Here is a 16,820-nt window from a genome sequence, read left to right as displayed (position 1 = left end):
TGGGTGAACTTTAGGCATAAATAGATTGGTAAATCTGGCGAGCGTCTTCAAACTGTAGTTCTCGCGGATTATTTTGTAATAGTCGCGTTTGTAATAATGCGTCTTCTGCTAAACGATCGAGCATATTTTCAGGCACATTCAGTTGACTGAGTTTAAGAACCAAACCACTCTGATCTAAATGATTTTGCATATGATCAATAAATAAATCACATAAACCATCAGTACAGCCCGTACTATAAGGATCTAGCCAACTCATGAGTTCTGCATAATGCTGCTTGGCCTGAGGTGCATTAAACTTTAACACTTCAGCGAGAACCAGTGCATTGGTATGACCATGCGAGAGGTGAAAGTGTCCACCGAGTGGATAAGCGAGTGCATGTACCGCTGCAACTGGCGCATTAGCAAAGGCCTGACCTGCGAGCATTGAACCGACCAGCATGTGCTGACGCGCTTCGAGGTTATGTCCATCTTGTAAAACCAGCGCTAAATTTTTATTTAATAAACGCAAAGCTTGTTTGGCGAGCATATCCGCATACGGATTTTTTTTAATTTTTGACGTATAGGCTTCAATGGCATGCACCATGGCATCGATACCTGTCGCTGCGGTAATATGTGCGGGAAGATTTAAAGTAAAGTTCGCATCGAGGATACAGACATCGGCATACAATACTGGAGAGACGATACCTGTTTTGGTGGTTTCACCTGTAGTGACGATAGAGATTGGTGTGACTTCAGAACCGGTCCCTGCCGTTGTCGGAATCAAGATGAGCGGCAAGCGTGGTCGTTTGGCATTACCGACACCATACAAATCACTGATCTGCTGTATTTGCTTAGGATGAGCCAAGATCGCAATAATTTTAGCCACATCCATTGAACTGCCACCACCAAAGCCAATAATCAAATCCACTTTTTCATTCTTGGCAAATTGAACTGCATCCAAAACTATATGTTCTGCAGGGTCAGCTTGAATACTGGAATAAATCACATAATCTTGATGGATACTTTCTAAAATATCCAAAATGGGTAAATCTAATTGTTGTTGTAACATACCGGGGTCGGTCACAAGCATGACACGCTTGGCTTGAAAGTCACCTAGGACCTCTCTCAGTTGGGAAATAGAGCCTAAGCCTGAAATAATATTGCTGACGGTTTGAAACTGAAATTGACTCATTGGCTTATCCCTAATTTTTTATATCCAAATAAACATTATTCTTGAGTGTTGATATAGGATTCATCCTGTAAATAACTTAACATAAGACGCTTGAAATAAAAGTAGTCTTGAGGTTGTTATGTCATCCAGCACGCCATATAAGGTGTTGTGTGTTTGTTTAGGAAATATTTGCCGTTCACCTACGGCTGAAGTGGTTCTCAGACATTTTTGTGATGAAGCGCAACTCAATATTCACGTCGATTCTGCGGGTACGAGCAATTATCATCCGGGCAAAGCGCCTGATCTACGTGGCCAACAGCATGCAAAATTACGTGGCTATAACTTATCTGCATTACGTGCACGTCAGTTAACAGTTCATGATTTTATTGAATTTGATTTAATCTTGGCCATGGACTACGAAAATTTAGACAATATTCAAAACCTCATGCAAAAAGCGCAGCAACAATTGGGTCAGCTACGTGCCCAAGTGTCTTTGATGAGTCAACATGATCACCAATATCCGCAACAAGAAGTACCAGATCCGTACTATGGTGGTGATGCAGGGTTTGAACATGTATTAGATCAATGCGAATCTAGCAGTCAGGCTTGGGTCAATTATTTAAAAACTCAGTTACAAGCACAGCAAAAAAATTAAGGTTTAAGAATGCAAATTCAAACACAGGTTCAGCTTAAGCCATTTAATACATTAAGCCTCGATGCTGTTGCATCTCATTATGTACGTGTTCAATCGGTAGAAGATATTCAAACGGCGCTCGACTTTGCCAAAGCTGAGCAATTAAATGTATTGGTGCTTTCAGGGGGCAGTAATATGCTGTTGCCTGAGCAAATACATGCTTTAGTAATGCACATGGATATTCAAGGGATTGAATATATACAAGACGATGCCGCAACTCAGACTTTAAAAGTGGGTGCAGGGCAAGTGTGGCATGACTTTGTGCTTTGGACGACGGCACACCAGTTTTATGGTTTACAAAATTTAGCATTGATACCCGGTTTAGTCGGTGCTTCACCTGTGCAAAATATTGGGGCTTATGGTGTTGAAGCGGGTGAATTTATTGAATCTGTACAGGTCTATGATCGTGTAACAGAACAGCAAAGTAGTATTAGCGCTGCCGATTGCCATTTTTCATATCGTCATAGTATTTTTAAAGATGAGCCAGAGCGTTTTATTATTACGCATGTCACGTTTAAACTTTTAAAACATGCCGATTTAAAATTAAATTATGGTGATTTAAAGCAGGCGGTAGGCGAAGACTTAAGTGCAGAAAACCTACAACAACAAGTCATTCATATCCGTCAAACCAAACTCCCAGATCCCAAAGAATTTCCAAATGTCGGAAGTTTCTTTAAAAATCCTGTGATTAGCCAGCACGCTTTTGACCAAATTGCACTGCAATTTCCAAATTTACCCCATTACCCACAGCCGAATAATGCGGTAAAACTGGCAGCGGGCTGGTTGATTGACCAAGCGGGTTGGAAAGGGAAATCTGTGGGTTCAGTGGGTATGTTCCATAAGCAAGCTTTGGTGTTGGTCAATTACCAAGACGCCACGCTGCAAGATGTACGTACAACATACAAAGCTGTACAACATGATGTTTTTGAAAAATTTAATATTGAACTACATCCTGAGCCTGTATTATTTGATACAAATGGCTTGATTCGATCTCACGCAGATCAATGACAACACTTAGGTTTTAGATTTATGCATAAAACACATTGGATGGTTCGCTTAGTACAAATTGCAGCAGTGCTATTTGTACTTTTGGGCTGTCTGATGATTTTTATCTATACGCCGTTTTATTCTAAATTGATCGTTAAAAGTTTGAATTATTTCGTTCCTGTAGAAGTCAATCAGCTCGCAGCGCAAAGTCAAAAACTCGGCGCTTTGAGTGATGATGATAACTATGAGCCGGGTTCTGACTTATGGATAGCACGCCAAGCATATTTAAAACTCATGGAGCAAGCCATCCAGTCCGATGAACCTCAAGACTTAACCCTTATACAAGCACGTTATAAGGCGTTACAGCAGCTCATTGAAGAAGAGCACGAAAAAGAAAAGAATGATAGTCAAAAGGACATACCAAAAGTACCTTTGCTGAATCCTTCTGCGTCCGAGGCGGCATCCTCTGAAGCATTGGCGGAAAATCCTGCTCAAAAAATGAAAGAGCTGCTTGAGCTCAATAGTGCGGAAAATAAAGGACTGATGACTCAATATACCGAGTTCTTAAAAACCCATGAAATTGAGCAAGCGGCTTCAGAAGCGGAACCGATCGATGATGAAACTTATCTTGATCTTGCCAAAATGAAAGATAAAACCTTGAAGCAGCCAACCGCAGAGCCGTATGCGATCGTGGTGTTAGGTGGTGGTTTAACCTTAGATAAAAATGATAAAGATATCGTAGTGAATGACTACACACGACTTCGACTGGAAAAAACACTCGATGTTGAACGTGCCAATAAGTTACCGATTGTACTGAGTGGTGTAGAAGCACCATATATGCAAGCATGGTTAAAGCAATATGATGTCGATGCGAAATTGCTTGAAGATCGCAGTATGAATACTTGCGAAAATTCGCGTTTTAGTTCGTTACTTTTACAGAAAAAAGGCGGTGCACCGACGGTTATTTTAATCACCGACCAATATCATATGCCTCGAACACGTCGTTTATTTGCATTAAATGGTATCGAAACCATTCCTGTTGTTGCACCTATGCCAACAACATTAACCACATGGCGACCAAGTGAAAAAAATTATGACCATAGTCGTCGTGCCAATTATGAATTATTAGCCACCTTACGTGATGTTTGGTTTGGCTCAAGTGACTGTCGGGAGGTCCCATAATGTCAGATATCCCATTTCTTAATCCTTCGATTCTTAAACAATTAGATCTTCCAGTTCCAAGTCGAGAATTAACCCCACAATTATTAGAACCTTTAAATTTAAATCGACTGTTTGAGCCTAGTGTTGAAATACAGTCATATCGACGACTATATGGTTTAGATGCCTTGAACTGTGAACATTGGCAAGGCTATGTGGAAATGCCTTTGTTCAAATTACATGTACAAGTGTTTCAACCGAAACTTAAGGCTGAAACGGATGTCATTAAAGGAACTGTATTTTTATTGCATGGTTATTTAGAGCATAGTGGAATTTATCAGCCGATTATTCGTGAGCTCTTAGATCAAGGTTTTAGTGTTTTGACCTATGATTTACCGGGGCATGGTCTAAGTAATGGCTCGCCAGCCAGTATTCAAAACTTTGATCATTACCAACAAGTTTTGGAAGCGGTATATCGTTATGTTAAACATGCGGCGCAACTACCAACACCTTGGTTAGGGATTGGGCAGAGCACGGGTGGTGCGATTTGGCTGCATCATCTGTTAGATTTTGCTGAACATCGCAAAAACCCTTATGTCGAACGGGTTTTATTATTATCTCCGTTGATTCGCCCTGCAAAAACTGCATGGTGGCATAACTCGGTTGGATTAGGCATTATTCGTCGTATTAAACGTGAAGTGCCACGTCATTTTAGACGGAATAATCACAACCCTGAGTTTTTACGTTTTGTGCGTTTAAAAGATCCTCTACAACCTCGAATGATGGGGATGGACTGGATTTTGGCCATGTCAAAATGGATGCAGGAAATGGAAGAGCGCCCAGCGTGCCGTATTCCAGTGTGGTTAGCGCAAGGGGCACAGGATCAAACGGTGGATTGGCGTTATAACATTGAGTTTATACGGCGTAAATTCCGTTTACAGACGCTTCTCATGCTTGAAGAAGGTTCACATCAGCTAATTAATGAACGTGCCGATATTCGTGCTGCATTAACAGGTTTGATCCCGGCATTCCTGCATGCTCAATCCAATAGTAAGTCTTATTACTAACTGATGTTACGCACGTAAAAGTAATTACGCATTTTTAAAATGATTTTTAATTTTATTCGACGGAGTCTTACATCTAGAGATTAAATAAAAGGATTAGCCTTCGGCTGGAGGTACTCTTACGAAACAATGTTTCTCATTAGGCAAAATGAGAAGCAAAGCTTCGCAAGGAAACCATCTTGCGGTGCAATGCACCTCACCGACAAAACTCGTTCACTAGCGTCTACTTATTCAAACTATCGCAAAAACTTTTTTGATTAAATGTCGTCCTGTCTCAAACACTTGCGGATAACGTTGCCGCGTATCGTTCTTTTATTTGAATCAAATTGCGCTTCTGGTGTTACTGCGTAACATTAGATAACAAATCAGGACGTTTATAAATGAATCAGTGTGATGGAACTAGACGAAAAAAAGAGGCGTAGTCGCCTCTTTTTTATGCGGTAGGGATTAGAACTTTTCTAGATGGGCCATATTCCACATACGGAAATAGAAGTTTTCTTCATCTTTATTTTCACAACTGAGCAGCTCACCGTCTTTTAACCAAAAGTGTAGTTGTGCATAGTTTTTAATTTCACGGTTGTTAATCCGCTGCGCTAGATGGTGCGCACGGATATCTGATGGATGTTGTAAACCTGCTGAGGCAATAAGTTCAGATAAGCCATGCAAGGTATTTTTGTGGAAATTAAAAACACGTTCTGCTTTGGTCGGAACATGAATGGCTTTTTGACGGTCTTTGTCTTGTGTCGCCACGCCAACTGGACATTGGTTGGTATGACAGCTTTGAGCTTGAATACAGCCGACTGCAAACATAAAGCCACGAGCTGAGTTGACCCAATCTGCACCAATTGCCATGGTACTGGCAATATCAAAAGCACTAATAATTTTACCACTGGCACCGACTTTAATTTTTGAACGTAAGCCTGCACCAATCAGGGTGTTATTGACAAAGAGTAGGCCTTCACGCAGGGGGGTGCCCATATTATCAATCAATTCAATCGGCGCTGCGCCAGTCCCACCTTCAGAACCATCTACCACGATAAAATCAGGTGTAATCCCTGTATGTAACATGGCTTTTACGATACTCATAAATTGCCATGGTTGCCCGATACACAGTTTAAAACCCACAGGTTTTCCTTCTGACAGTTCGCGCAATTGCTGAATAAATTGCATCATTTCAATAGGGGTGCTAAAGGCAGGATGGCTAGATGGCGAGATACAGTCATGTTCACGGCTGACACCACGGATTTGAGCAATCTCTTCGGAAATTTTGTCTTTAGGTAAAATGCCACCATGGCCTGGTTTTGCACCTTGAGATAATTTGATCTCAATCATTTTGACTTGAGGGTGCTTGGCTTGTTCAGCAAAACGTACAGGGTCGAATTGACCATCAATGGTACGGCAGCCAAAGTAACCACTACCGAGTTCCCAAACAATATCGCCACCATTTTCCAAATGATACGGACTAATACTGCCTTCACCAGTGTCATGGTAGAAATTACCCATTTTTGCGCCTAAGTTCAAGGCACGAATGGCATTGGCACTTAAGCTACCAAAGCTCATCGCAGAGATGTTTAATATCGATGCGCTATACGGTTGCTTACACTGTTCATTGCCGATGTTAATACGGAAAGTTTCAGGAATGGCAGGAATACAAGGCGACAAGGAGTGATTAATAAAGCGGTAATCATTTTGGTAAACATCAACAATTGAACCAAATGGTTTATCTGCATTTTGGTTTTTTGCACGTTGATAGACCAAGCTACGTTGCATACGAGAAAAGGGCAGTGCATCTTGGTCAGATTCAATAAAATATTGGCGAATCTCAGGTCGAAATTCTTCAAATAGAAAACGAAAGTGCCCCATGATGGGGTAATTTTTTAAGATCGAATGTTTGTTTTGTATGACGTCATACAAACCCAATAAACTCAAAAGCCCAGTAATGACCCAGATACTATTCAATAAGGTTTGTGGAATAAAATATTGAATATAACGAGGGGAATAACCTAAATGAAAACTCGAAATGAGTAGGAAGATAAAAATACAAGCAAACCAAATGGAATGCCGAGAAAAAAAAGTATTCAGTAGCTTGTGGCGAATAGTTTGCGCTGGACTGGCCATATTTTGAAAAATCTTATTCAGCTCATTTGCTCATAATTTGCCGAGTTTATGCACAATGCTCAAGCTTTAATTTGTTGATTCAGTGTAGCATTTATAAAAAACAGCACTGAAGTTGGATTAAATTTTCATTTAAAGCCAAATGAGATAAGAAAAGCAGGAATGTTCTTTAAGAAAATTTGTGAAAAGTAGCGTGGTTCTTGTTATTTCACAGTGTACAAAATGGAGGTTAAAGTAATTTTACTTTCTAAACACGAGGTGCTGAATATGACTATGAAATCTATTCGTTATAATAATGCCGACCTAGCCTGCCTATGTCAGTAATTGATTATAGCCATGAGAAGTTAGCGCTACGGCATAAGGTATTCAGCAGATACTTATGCTGTAGTTCCTTTGACCTAAACGACTAAAATTACAAAAATATTCTAAGAAATTATCCAGTCCCAGCGTTGGGACTTTTTTATGTGTTGATATCTTAAGGTTTAAATCATAGCCTAAATTATGTGCTAAATATTCATTATGAAATAAAAGTTGCCACCTCAAATTTAATATTTCAGGTAGCAGAAAGTCTTAGATAGGTTTAGTCATTGCGTTGTTGTACAACGACAGCGACTTCTTCTGGTTCGATTTTCTGAATCTTTTTCCCAAAGCTACGTAGCCACCAAGTTAACTGAGAAGTAAATGGTACTGTTGCACTAACTTCAACCGAGCCATCTTCGGTTTTTTGTATCACTTGATCTTTACTTAGCTGACTTTCTTCAAAATAAACTGCCTCTGCTTCAGACATGGTTAATTTGAGCTGAATCATTTCAGTCGGCTTATTGAAGTCCACACGGAAGCCAAGCGCTCCAGAGTCAATATAGGCATCAATATCAAAATCGACAGGGTGTAATGCACGTGAATTTAAGACTGTAGCTGATTTAAAACGATGTAAAGCAAAGGTTTGGATGTCTGTTTTGTCATGACGTGTGCACACCAAATAAATAATTGCACCTTTTTGGACCAACGCCAGTGGATTTAAAATATAGGTCTTTTCTTCGCTTTGTTGTCCACGACCTTGATATAGACATTCAAGTTGTTTGTCTTGAAGTAAGCCTTCATAAATCGATTGCTGCGCAGCTTTTTCAACCACAGGAGGAATCAATGGCTGAGTAGCTGGCACGATTCGCACGCGGTTAATCCACTGACGGACATTATTTTGCGACGACAGACTTCGACGTGCGAGGTCAAACCAAGGATTCATTTCTTCAATTAAGCTCGGCGGAAGCAAATGTTTTAGGTGCTCCTCAACCATCATAAAGGTGACCGCTTGTGAGCTGGTCATATGAGGCAAGCTTTGAATCGGTGCATCAGAACGCCAACGCCACCCTTGTGGGGTTGTTTTACTGCTCTCAATTGGGAAACGAAGAGAAATTTGGTTTAAGTCACGCTGAATAGTGCGTAGGCTGATATCAATACCTTCACGGTTCAGTATTTCTTGTAATTCACGCGTACCCATCCACTTACCTGTGGACAGTCGTGAAAGAATTTGCCACTGACGATAGAGGCTGTTCGACGTTTCTTTTTCTTGTGAAGACATAATCTAGTGCTTGAACTTGGACTTAAATGAATAAAATGATGCTGTGGGACACAATAAGAAATCTTCCTGCGTTAAGCAAGTATTCATCTGAAAAAACTAAGATGATTTTAATAACGTAATTTGACACAACTTGAGCAGTTACATGCTGTACCACTTTGCAAAAATGATGCATAAATAATCAAAGAGAAGCAGCATATGTATTGATGGCATATATATTGCTTTATCTGATTTACAAAACATGACAAAAACATGGAGTTGCTATGCTGAAAGAAAATCGTAATACAACTTCAAATGGAATTGAGGGTTATGAGGCAAAGTTGGTTAATACTTCTGTCTCTACATTAAAAACTTTACCACTTGCTCGAGGACATGCGCTGTTTAATCAATTCAATTCGGATTTTTTTAATGAAATGCGCGACAGCAAAACGGTAGCTAAAGAATCATGCCAACGGATAGAGCAGTGGTTATCACAGCATACGCTTGATGAATTGAAGCAACTAAATCAGGTTGCAAAACAACATTTTCTCTATGAAGGCATTACCTTTACAGTGTATGGCGAAGATGAGGGCATTGAACGCACCATACCTTATGATCTTATTCCTCGTGTGATTGCACGAAAGGAATGGAATAATTTATCTCTAGGCTGCGCACAGCGCGTGAAAGCACTCAATCTGTTTTTACATGATGTTTATCATCAGCAAGATATTTTAAAAGCAGGAATTATTCCTGAACTGCAAGTCTTAACCCATGAAGCCTATTTGCCACAAATGTATATGCATGGGCTAAAAGGTAAAATTTATAGCCAAATCAGTGGCATTGATATCATCCGTGATCAATCAGGTGAATTTTACGTCCTTGAGGATAATCTTAGAACACCGTCGGGTGTGTCATATATGTTGGAAAGCCGTAAGATCAGTCAAAAGCTCATGCCTGAACTTTGCCAGCAAAGTAACATTATGGGGATTGAGCAGTATCCGCAGCTTTTACGTGAAATCCTTGCAGAAAATGCCTATGTCGATAACCCATTTATTGTGGTCTTAACCCCTGGGCGTTTTAACAGTGCTTATTATGAACATGCCTTTTTGGCAAGGGAGATGGATGTACCCTTAGTGACATCGCGTGACCTTTATGTAGAAAACGATAAGGTTTATGTGAAAACCATTAAAGGCCGACAACAGGTTGATGTAATTTATCGTCGTGTGGATGATGCTTTTCTCGATCCATTATGTTTCAAACCTGACAGTACTTTGGGCGTAGCAGGGCTTATGTCAGCGTATATGCAACATAATGTGGTTATTGCAAATGCACCGGGAACGGGCGTAGCAGATGATAAATCGATTTATCCTTATGTGGATAAAATGATTCATTTCTATTTAGGTGAACAAGCGATCCTGAAAAATGTGCCGACCTATCAATGTCGTGAGCAGAACGACTTGGACTATGTGCTGTCGAATATCGAAAAATTGGTGGTCAAAGAAGCGCAGGGTTCAGGTGGATACGGTATGCTGATCGGTCCACAAGCATCTTTACAAGAATTAAATAGCTTTAAAGATAAAGTGGCCGCAGCACCACATTTATATATTGCACAGCCGACTTTAAATTTATCTGTCAGCCCAACCTTAAGTGAGGCCGGTGTTTCGGAACGCCATATCGATTTGCGTCCATTTGTACTGAGTTCTCCATATCGAACTGAAATTGTACCGGGTGGCTTAACTCGTGTCGCGATGCAAGCAGGTTCATTGGTAGTGAATTCTTCGCAAGGCGGCGGTATTAAAGATACGTGGGTAGTAGACGATTTACGCTCATAGCACTCCAGTGAAGGAGCAAAACATGATTTTATTAAACAGTAATGCAGAACATATTTTTTGGTTGGGACGTTATTTAGCACGCACTCAATATTTATGCAGTATTTTTCCATTTCAAGATGTCGATACGGCATTGAACTATGCACATGCTTTTTGTTTGCCAGCATTTGATGCCGACTCAATGAATGAATTGGTTTTAAATGTCGAGCAACCGGCATCATTTTCGAGCCAATTTCAATATGCACAAAGTAATATTCAAGATTTAAGGGGGGTGCTTTCAGCAAAAAGTTATGCAGAACTCAGCCGTTTAATTCGCAATGCGAGTGATAACCCAGGTTATATCTGTGACGTGGTAACAGATTGCCAAGAGGTTTTAGAGTCCGAATCTGAAGATGTATTTTTATTTTTTAGTTTAGGACAAGCCATAGAGCAGCTTGATCGCCAGTTACGCATGCAGCAGGACATTCAACACACCCTAGCGAAGATTGAACATATTGTCATGGCTTTGGTTCAGTTTGGATGGGAAAGCGTGCAAGAGGCATGGCAGGCACTTAAACAGCAGCCGAATAGCCAAAACTTCTACCATTTCAGTGATCATATCCAAAATATGTTTGAGGTGGCTGTATGAGGCTTATGATCAACCATCAGACCCATTATGTTTACACTGATGTGGTAAACAGGAGCATTCAATATATCAAAATGACCCCGTCCACCAATGCACACCAACAGGTACAAAATTGGGATGTGAGTGTACCGGGGCAGCGTGATATGCAATTGGATACTTTTGGTAATGTGTGGTTGACCACAACGCAGCGCGAACCTTATTTGCAAATGACCATTATGGCGCAGGGCATCGTAGAGATGAATTTGAGCAGAACAGATTCAAATGCAGATGATTTAAACCCAAAATTGTTTTTACAGCCAACACCGAGTACGCAGTGCGATATTCACATGAAAAGTTTTGCCGATTGTTATGTCCCTCGTATCAATCGTGCCAATCTGATTCGTTTGGCTGAAGCGATCTTGGCGCATATTCCCTATGTTTCCAATCAAACATCTGTTCATACTTCAGCGATTGATGCTTTTCATCATAAGCAAGGGGTATGTCAGGATCATAGCCATGTCATGATCGCAATGTGTCGCTATTTGGGTATTCCTGCACGTTATATTTCTGGGTATTTATTTGTGCCGAATAGTAGCCACCTTGCCAGTCACGCTTGGGTGGAAGTCTATATCGAAAATAAATGGTATTGTTTTGATGTCAGTAATCAGCTATTTACACCACAATCACATATTTATGTCGCGATTGGGCGGGACTACTGGGATGTAGCTCCTGTTCGAGGTGTTCGTGATAAAGGTGGAATTGAGTCTATGAGCTCAATTGTACAAGTGCTGAGTTGTTAATCATTTGAGGGATAAAAATGACCTATTGTTGTGCATTACGGTTAAAAGATGGCATGGTGTTTATCAGTGATACACGGACAAATGCAGGTGTTGACCATATTTCAGTTTTTCGTAAACTTTATACCTTTGGTATTGCGGGTGAGCGATTTATTACCATCCAAACCTCTGGAAATTTAGCCACAACACAAGCGGTCATCGGGCATTTACAAAATCAGCTAGAAGTGAAACAAGAGCCGAATTTATATAGCGTAAATACGATGTTCGAAGTGGCGGAATTGGTCGGGCATACCTTAAAAAAAGTTATTTCAGATGTCACATCCGATACTTTAGAACAAAGTAATTATTACTGTAGTTTATTGGTAGGCGGTCAAATTGGCAGTGCTGATATGCAGTTATATAATATCTATCCGCAAGGCAATTTTATTTGTGCGACACCGGATACCCCATATTTTCAAATTGGCGAAAGCAAATATGGCAAGCCGATACTCGACCGAACTTTGCGTTACGATATGCCACTCGATGAAGCAATGCGTTGTAGCTTAATTTCTTTTGATTCAACGATACGCTCAAATGTGTCTGTAGGTATGCCTTTAGATGCTTTGGTTTATAAAAAGGACAGTTTAGAAATACCAAATGGTAAGCGCATTTATGAAGAAGACCAATACTTCACCATGATCAGTAAAGGCTGGTCAGAAGCATTGCGTCAGGGCTTAATCGAATTGGCAAAACCAACAGCTGACTATTTTCAATAACGATTTGATCAATAAATAGATCAATTTAAAAAGCGAATAAAAAAAGCGAGTTAAAAAAAGCCCAGAATTGATCTGGGCTTTTTGATTTGGCTAATTAAGCTAATTTACGTACAGGGCGCGCGCTCATACGGCATAATAATTCATAGCCAATGGTTCCGTTCGCTTCTGCAACGTCATCAACTAAACGGTCTTTACCCCAAAGCTCAACTTCAGTACCTATTGGTGCATGTATACCGGTGATATCAATCGCAATCATATCCATGGCAACACGGCCAATCACACGCGTTTTCTGACCGTGGATAGATACATAGTTTTGTTTAGGGAAGGCACGTGGATAACCGTCACCATAACCAATCGACACAATCGCAAGATTCATTTCTTGTTCTGCAACGAAAGTCGATCCATAACCCACAGATTCACCAGCTTGAATGGTATTTAAAGCAATCACTTCAGCGGTAAAGGTCATCACAGGTTTAAGATCTAAGGCTTCTACAGAACGGTCTGCAAAAGGGGTCGCGCCATATAGCATGATGCCTGGGCGAACAAAATCAAAATTCAGTTCTGGCCATTTGAAAATCGCAGCCGAGTTACAGCACGAACCCATGATTGGCGCACAGGCTTCTTTTACGTGTAAGAATTGTTCACGTTGTTGGTCATTTAAAGGATGATTTTCTGCGTCGGCATTGGCAAAGTGCATAGCCAGTACGCAAGTAAAGCCTTCCGCCTTTAATGCATTGATGACATCAATAATTTCAGGCACTTTAAAACCTAAACGGTTCATACCGCTGTTGAGTTTGACCCAAACTTTTAGACCTTGAGCGATATAGGCATCTTTATGCGCACGTAACCAATCTAGTTGTTGCTGATGATGCACCACACATTCAATTTTTTTATCGATGATAATTTGCATTTCATCATCTGAGAAAATACCTTCAATCAACGTAATGGGTTGTTCATAACCCAACTCACGAATTTCTAAGGCTTCTTCTAGGCAAGCAACACCGAAGGCATCACTGTCTTTTAAGGCTGCTAAGCAGTCTTTAACTCCATGTCCATAAGCATTGGCTTTCACCATGCTTACAATTTTAGCGGTTGGGGCAAGTTGTTTGACACGGTTTAAATTATATTGAAGTGCTTGTTGATCAATATAAACTGTAGCTTGGCGCACCCTAAATACTCCTACAGGGTCGATGAATTAATGGATGATAAAGAGTCTTTACTCTTCATCATCATACTGAGCATAAAACTCAGGGGAGAGGTTACTAAATTTGGTGTATTGACCTTCGAAGGCAAGACGCACAGTACCAATTGGACCGTTACGCTGTTTACCAATAATAATTTCTGCAGTACCTGCTTCTTTAGACTCTTTGTTATAAACCTCGTCGCGGTAAATAAACATGATCAAATCGGCATCCTGCTCGATCGCACCCGATTCACGTAAGTCGGACATCACTGGGCGTTTATTGGGACGGTTTTCCAGTGATCGGTTCAACTGTGACAGTGCAATTACTGGGCAGTGCATTTCTTTAGCCAGTGCCTTTAAGCTTCGGGAAATTTCCGAGATCTCGCCAACACGGTTATCACCCATACCGGGTACTTTCATAAGCTGCAAGTAATCGACCATGATACAGCCGAGTTTACCGCCGTGCATTTTAGCAATTCGTCGCGCACGGGCACGTACTTCCGTTGGAGGTAGTGCAGATGAGTCATCGATATACAAATTCTTTTCTTGGAGATGCACAATGGTACTGGTCACTTTTGACCATTCATCAGCATCCATTTTACCTGCACGTAAATGCCCTTGGTGTACACGTCCGAACGATGATATCAAACGCATGGCAATCGAGTCAGCGGGCATCTCCATAGAGTAAACTAGAGCGGGCAGGTTATTATTAAACAGCACACTTTCAACCAAGTTCATGGCAAAAGTGGTTTTACCCATCGATGGACGGGCCGCCACAATAATCAAATCGCCTGCTTGCATACCTGATGTTTTATTATCAAGTTCAACAAATCCAGTAGTTAAACCCGTGATACTGCCTTCAGTTTGTGAAAGTTCATTCAACTTATCAAAAACACTAGCAACGACAGAGTTAATAGCTTTAGGACCTTGAGCTTTGGCGTTGTTGTTGTGTTGCTCGGCAATCGAGAAAATATTGGTTTCTGCCAGATCTAAAATTTCGCTGACTGTACGACCTTTGGTGTCATAAGCATTTTGTAAAATCTCCGAGCTGACTTTAATCATGCTGCGTAAAGTTGAAAACTCTTTAATTTTTGCAGCATACGTTTCAAGGTTATAGAAACTTGAAGGTGAATCTGACATGAGTTGCATCAGATATTCTTCGCCACCTGCTGCATCGAGCAAGTTTTGTTTAATTAGCCAGTCATTGACCAAGACTGCGTCATAAGGTGAGCTATCTTTTGACAGTTGATCGATGGCACGGAAAATATATTTATGACGGGTCGCATAAAAATCAGCTTCAGTCAGTACATCACCCACTTGCTCAAAAGATTCTGCAACGGTCATCAGTGCAGCAAGCACGGCTTGTTCAATCGCAAGGTTATGGGGTGGGGTACGAAACTCTTTCAACGAACTTTGTTCTGTGGTTTTTGCTGTTGGCGTAGAGTTTGGCTTGCTGGCATTCGCCTGTGACATAAAAATCCCTGATGCTGAAACCATTTAATGTTATGGAAATGGGTGCTGATTACAGTTTTTTCAACTCTTCATTGAACTGAAATGATAGGCGTTTTCTACAGAAATGCGAACAAGTATTTCCGATTAATTCGTCATACATTGAATTGAATGAAGAGTTAAAAATATAAAAAAAGTTGGAGCACTATTTTTTACAGATAAAAAAAGAGCATGCGTAAGCATGCTCTTTTCTTTGCAAGAAATTACTCAGCTACGATAGTAACTAGAACTTCTGCAACAACATCATGATGCAATTGGATTGCGATGTTGAATTCACCAGTGTTGCGAAGCGCACCATTTGGTAAACGAACTTCTGCGCGGTCTACAACAAGACCAGCATTAGTTAACGCGTCAGCGATGTCACGAGTACCGATAGAACCGAATAGTTTACCTTCGTCACCAGCTTTAGCAGTGATTACGATGTTAACTTCGTTCAATTGGTCAGCACGTGCTTGAGCAGCAGCTAATACTTCAGCTTCTTGTTTCTCAAGTTCAGCACGACGAGCTTCAAATGCAGCAGTGTTAGCTTCAGTAGCAGCAACTGCTTTACCTTGAGGGATAAGGAAGTTACGGCCGTAACCAGCTTTAACTGAAACTTTATCGCCTAATTTACCAAGGTTTTTAATGCGTTGTAATAAGATAATATCCACAGCTCAACCTCACTTATGATTGTCAGTGTAAGGGATCAAAGACAAGTAGCGAGCTTGTTTGATAGCAAGCGCTAATTGACGTTGGTAACGAGCTTTAGTACCTGTAATACGGCTAGGAACAATCTTGCCGTTTTCAGTGATGTACTGTTTTAAAGTGTCGATATCTTTGTAGTCGATGTACGTAACGTTCTCAGCTGTAAAGCGGCAGAACTTGCGACGACGGTAAAAACGTGCCATGTTATGTTCTCCTTATGCTTCAGCAGAGTCTTGAGCTTGTTGTGCTTCTTCACGTTGAGCTTTACGCGCACGTTTTTCTTCAGCACTCTTAGCCAATAGTGACTCTTCAGTGATAGCGTTTTCACGACGGATGATAAGGCTACGAATGATTGCATCGTTGTAACGGAACAATTCTTCTAGCTCATCAAGAGTAGTTTGACCACACTCAACATTCATAAGAATGTAGTGAGCTTTGTGGATCTTGTTGATTGGGTAAGCCAATTGACGACGACCCCAGTCTTCAAGACGGTGGATTTGACCTTCAGCTTCTTTGATGTGAGTTAGGTAACGTTCTACCATACCCACAACTTGATCGCTTTGGTCTGGATGTACCAATAGTACGATTTCGTAGTGACGCATTGTCAGCTCCTTACGGTTTAGGCAGCCCCAATCATTAATTGATTGAAGCAAGGAGTCACAACCAAAGTTGTGTCGCAATAATTGCGAAGCGTGAATTTTAGAGCGTTTAGGTTTGAAATACAAGGCATGGATTT

The 16,820-nt window shown here is 40.8% G+C and carries 16 protein-coding genes; 8 read left to right on the top strand and 8 right to left on the bottom strand.

Going from position 1 to position 16,820, the window contains the following annotated elements; genetic code table 11:
* Positions 1–10: 10 nt before the first annotated feature.
* Positions 11–1,171: an iron-containing alcohol dehydrogenase gene (locus B1202_RS00625; protein ID WP_078188598.1), complete on the bottom strand. Its 1,161-nt coding sequence runs from the start codon at positions 1,169–1,171 to the stop codon at positions 11–13.
* A 118-nt stretch (positions 1,172–1,289) separates the two neighbouring features.
* Here B1202_RS00625 and B1202_RS00620 point away from each other — a divergent pair, with 118 nt between their 5' ends.
* From B1202_RS00620 to B1202_RS00605, 4 genes are read left to right on the top strand one after another with little or no spacing between them, the layout of a single operon-like run.
* Positions 1,290–1,805, top strand: coding sequence for a low molecular weight protein-tyrosine-phosphatase (locus B1202_RS00620; RefSeq protein ID WP_078188597.1), 516 nt, complete (start codon positions 1,290–1,292; stop codon positions 1,803–1,805).
* A 9-nt stretch (positions 1,806–1,814) separates the two neighbouring features.
* Positions 1,815–2,852, top strand: coding sequence for a UDP-N-acetylmuramate dehydrogenase (gene murB, locus B1202_RS00615; protein ID WP_078188596.1), 1,038 nt, complete (start codon positions 1,815–1,817; stop codon positions 2,850–2,852).
* A gap of 21 nt (positions 2,853–2,873) precedes the next feature.
* A complete protein-coding gene (locus B1202_RS00610; RefSeq protein WP_078188595.1) occupies positions 2,874–4,013 on the top strand; it encodes a YdcF family protein in 1,140 nt (379 codons plus the stop codon).
* The gene (locus tag B1202_RS00605) at positions 4,013–5,056 is read left to right on the top strand and encodes an alpha/beta hydrolase (RefSeq protein WP_078188594.1); all 1,044 of its coding nucleotides are present in this window, start codon (positions 4,013–4,015) and stop codon (positions 5,054–5,056) included. Before B1202_RS00610 ends, B1202_RS00605 begins: the two co-directional genes overlap by 1 nt.
* A gap of 444 nt (positions 5,057–5,500) precedes the next feature.
* On the opposite strand, the gene B1202_RS00600 is transcribed toward B1202_RS00605, so the two are convergent.
* Both B1202_RS00600 and B1202_RS00595 read right to left on the bottom strand, forming a co-directional pair.
* Positions 5,501–7,171 (bottom strand): FMN-binding glutamate synthase family protein, encoded by a 1,671-nt coding sequence (locus tag B1202_RS00600; protein WP_078188593.1) that lies wholly within the window; start codon positions 7,169–7,171, stop codon positions 5,501–5,503.
* Between the two features lie 577 nt (positions 7,172–7,748).
* The gene (locus tag B1202_RS00595; RefSeq protein WP_078188592.1) at positions 7,749–8,747 is read right to left on the bottom strand and encodes a helix-turn-helix transcriptional regulator; all 999 of its coding nucleotides are present in this window, start codon (positions 8,745–8,747) and stop codon (positions 7,749–7,751) included.
* Positions 8,748–9,007: 260 nt separating this feature from the next.
* Here B1202_RS00595 and B1202_RS00590 point away from each other — a divergent pair, with 260 nt between their 5' ends.
* The 4 genes from B1202_RS00590 to B1202_RS00575 are packed head-to-tail and all read left to right on the top strand — an operon-like array spanning position 9,008 to position 12,708.
* A complete protein-coding gene (locus B1202_RS00590; protein WP_078188591.1) occupies positions 9,008–10,555 on the top strand; it encodes a circularly permuted type 2 ATP-grasp protein in 1,548 nt (515 codons plus the stop codon).
* Between the two features lie 22 nt (positions 10,556–10,577).
* Positions 10,578–11,180, top strand: coding sequence for an alpha-E domain-containing protein (locus tag B1202_RS00585; protein ID WP_078188590.1), 603 nt, complete (start codon positions 10,578–10,580; stop codon positions 11,178–11,180).
* The gene (locus tag B1202_RS00580) at positions 11,177–11,956 is read left to right on the top strand and encodes a transglutaminase family protein (RefSeq protein ID WP_078188589.1); all 780 of its coding nucleotides are present in this window, start codon (positions 11,177–11,179) and stop codon (positions 11,954–11,956) included. Before B1202_RS00585 ends, B1202_RS00580 begins: the two co-directional genes overlap by 4 nt.
* A 17-nt stretch (positions 11,957–11,973) precedes the next feature.
* Positions 11,974–12,708: a proteasome-type protease gene (locus B1202_RS00575; RefSeq protein WP_078188588.1), complete on the top strand. Its 735-nt coding sequence runs from the start codon at positions 11,974–11,976 to the stop codon at positions 12,706–12,708.
* A 94-nt stretch (positions 12,709–12,802) separates the two neighbouring features.
* Here the strand turns inward: B1202_RS00575 and alr are convergent, their stop codons facing one another.
* The 5 genes from alr to rpsF form a co-directional block, all read right to left on the bottom strand.
* Positions 12,803–13,876: an alanine racemase gene (gene alr / locus B1202_RS00570; RefSeq protein WP_078188587.1), complete on the bottom strand. Its 1,074-nt coding sequence runs from the start codon at positions 13,874–13,876 to the stop codon at positions 12,803–12,805.
* Positions 13,877–13,924: 48 nt separating this feature from the next.
* A complete protein-coding gene (gene dnaB / locus B1202_RS00565) occupies positions 13,925–15,364 on the bottom strand; it encodes a replicative DNA helicase (protein WP_078188586.1) in 1,440 nt (479 codons plus the stop codon).
* A 239-nt stretch (positions 15,365–15,603) separates the two neighbouring features.
* Positions 15,604–16,050 carry a 50S ribosomal protein L9 gene (gene rplI, locus B1202_RS00560; protein ID WP_078188585.1) on the bottom strand — a complete coding sequence of 149 codons (447 nt, stop codon included), beginning with the start codon at positions 16,048–16,050 and terminating at the stop codon, positions 15,604–15,606.
* 9 nt (positions 16,051–16,059) lie between these two features.
* A complete protein-coding gene (gene rpsR / locus B1202_RS00555) occupies positions 16,060–16,287 on the bottom strand; it encodes a 30S ribosomal protein S18 (RefSeq protein ID WP_004278792.1) in 228 nt (75 codons plus the stop codon).
* Positions 16,288–16,299: 12 nt separating this feature from the next.
* Positions 16,300–16,686 carry a 30S ribosomal protein S6 gene (rpsF, locus tag B1202_RS00550; protein ID WP_004696436.1) on the bottom strand — a complete coding sequence of 129 codons (387 nt, stop codon included), beginning with the start codon at positions 16,684–16,686 and terminating at the stop codon, positions 16,300–16,302.
* Positions 16,687–16,820: the final 134 nt, after the last annotated feature.

It is taken from the genome of Acinetobacter amyesii (genome assembly GCF_002018365.1).
GTDB lineage: Bacteria > Pseudomonadota > Gammaproteobacteria > Pseudomonadales > Moraxellaceae > Acinetobacter > Acinetobacter amyesii.
The sequence above is the reverse complement of the archived record's forward strand: the minus strand, read 5'-3'. Positions and strand labels throughout refer to the sequence as shown.

Coding starts and splice junctions, on each gene's coding strand:
- B1202_RS00625 (WP_078188598.1), bottom strand. CDS start 1,171: ATGAGTCAATTTCAGTTTCAAACCGTCAGCAATATTATTTCAGGCTTA.
- B1202_RS00620 (WP_078188597.1), top strand. CDS start 1,290: ATGTCATCCAGCACGCCATATAAGGTGTTGTGTGTTTGTTTAGGAAAT.
- murB (WP_078188596.1), top strand. CDS start 1,815: ATGCAAATTCAAACACAGGTTCAGCTTAAGCCATTTAATACATTAAGC.
- B1202_RS00610 (WP_078188595.1), top strand. CDS start 2,874: ATGCATAAAACACATTGGATGGTTCGCTTAGTACAAATTGCAGCAGTG.
- B1202_RS00605 (WP_078188594.1), top strand. CDS start 4,013: ATGTCAGATATCCCATTTCTTAATCCTTCGATTCTTAAACAATTAGAT.
- B1202_RS00600 (WP_078188593.1), bottom strand. CDS start 7,171: ATGGCCAGTCCAGCGCAAACTATTCGCCACAAGCTACTGAATACTTTT.
- B1202_RS00595 (WP_078188592.1), bottom strand. CDS start 8,747: ATGTCTTCACAAGAAAAAGAAACGTCGAACAGCCTCTATCGTCAGTGG.
- B1202_RS00590 (WP_078188591.1), top strand. CDS start 9,008: ATGCTGAAAGAAAATCGTAATACAACTTCAAATGGAATTGAGGGTTAT.
- B1202_RS00585 (WP_078188590.1), top strand. CDS start 10,578: ATGATTTTATTAAACAGTAATGCAGAACATATTTTTTGGTTGGGACGT.
- B1202_RS00580 (WP_078188589.1), top strand. CDS start 11,177: ATGAGGCTTATGATCAACCATCAGACCCATTATGTTTACACTGATGTG.
- B1202_RS00575 (WP_078188588.1), top strand. CDS start 11,974: ATGACCTATTGTTGTGCATTACGGTTAAAAGATGGCATGGTGTTTATC.
- dnaB (WP_078188586.1), bottom strand. CDS start 15,364: ATGTCACAGGCGAATGCCAGCAAGCCAAACTCTACGCCAACAGCAAAA.
- rpsR (WP_004278792.1), bottom strand. CDS start 16,287: ATGGCACGTTTTTACCGTCGTCGCAAGTTCTGCCGCTTTACAGCTGAG.
- rpsF (WP_004696436.1), bottom strand. CDS start 16,686: ATGCGTCACTACGAAATCGTACTATTGGTACATCCAGACCAAAGCGAT.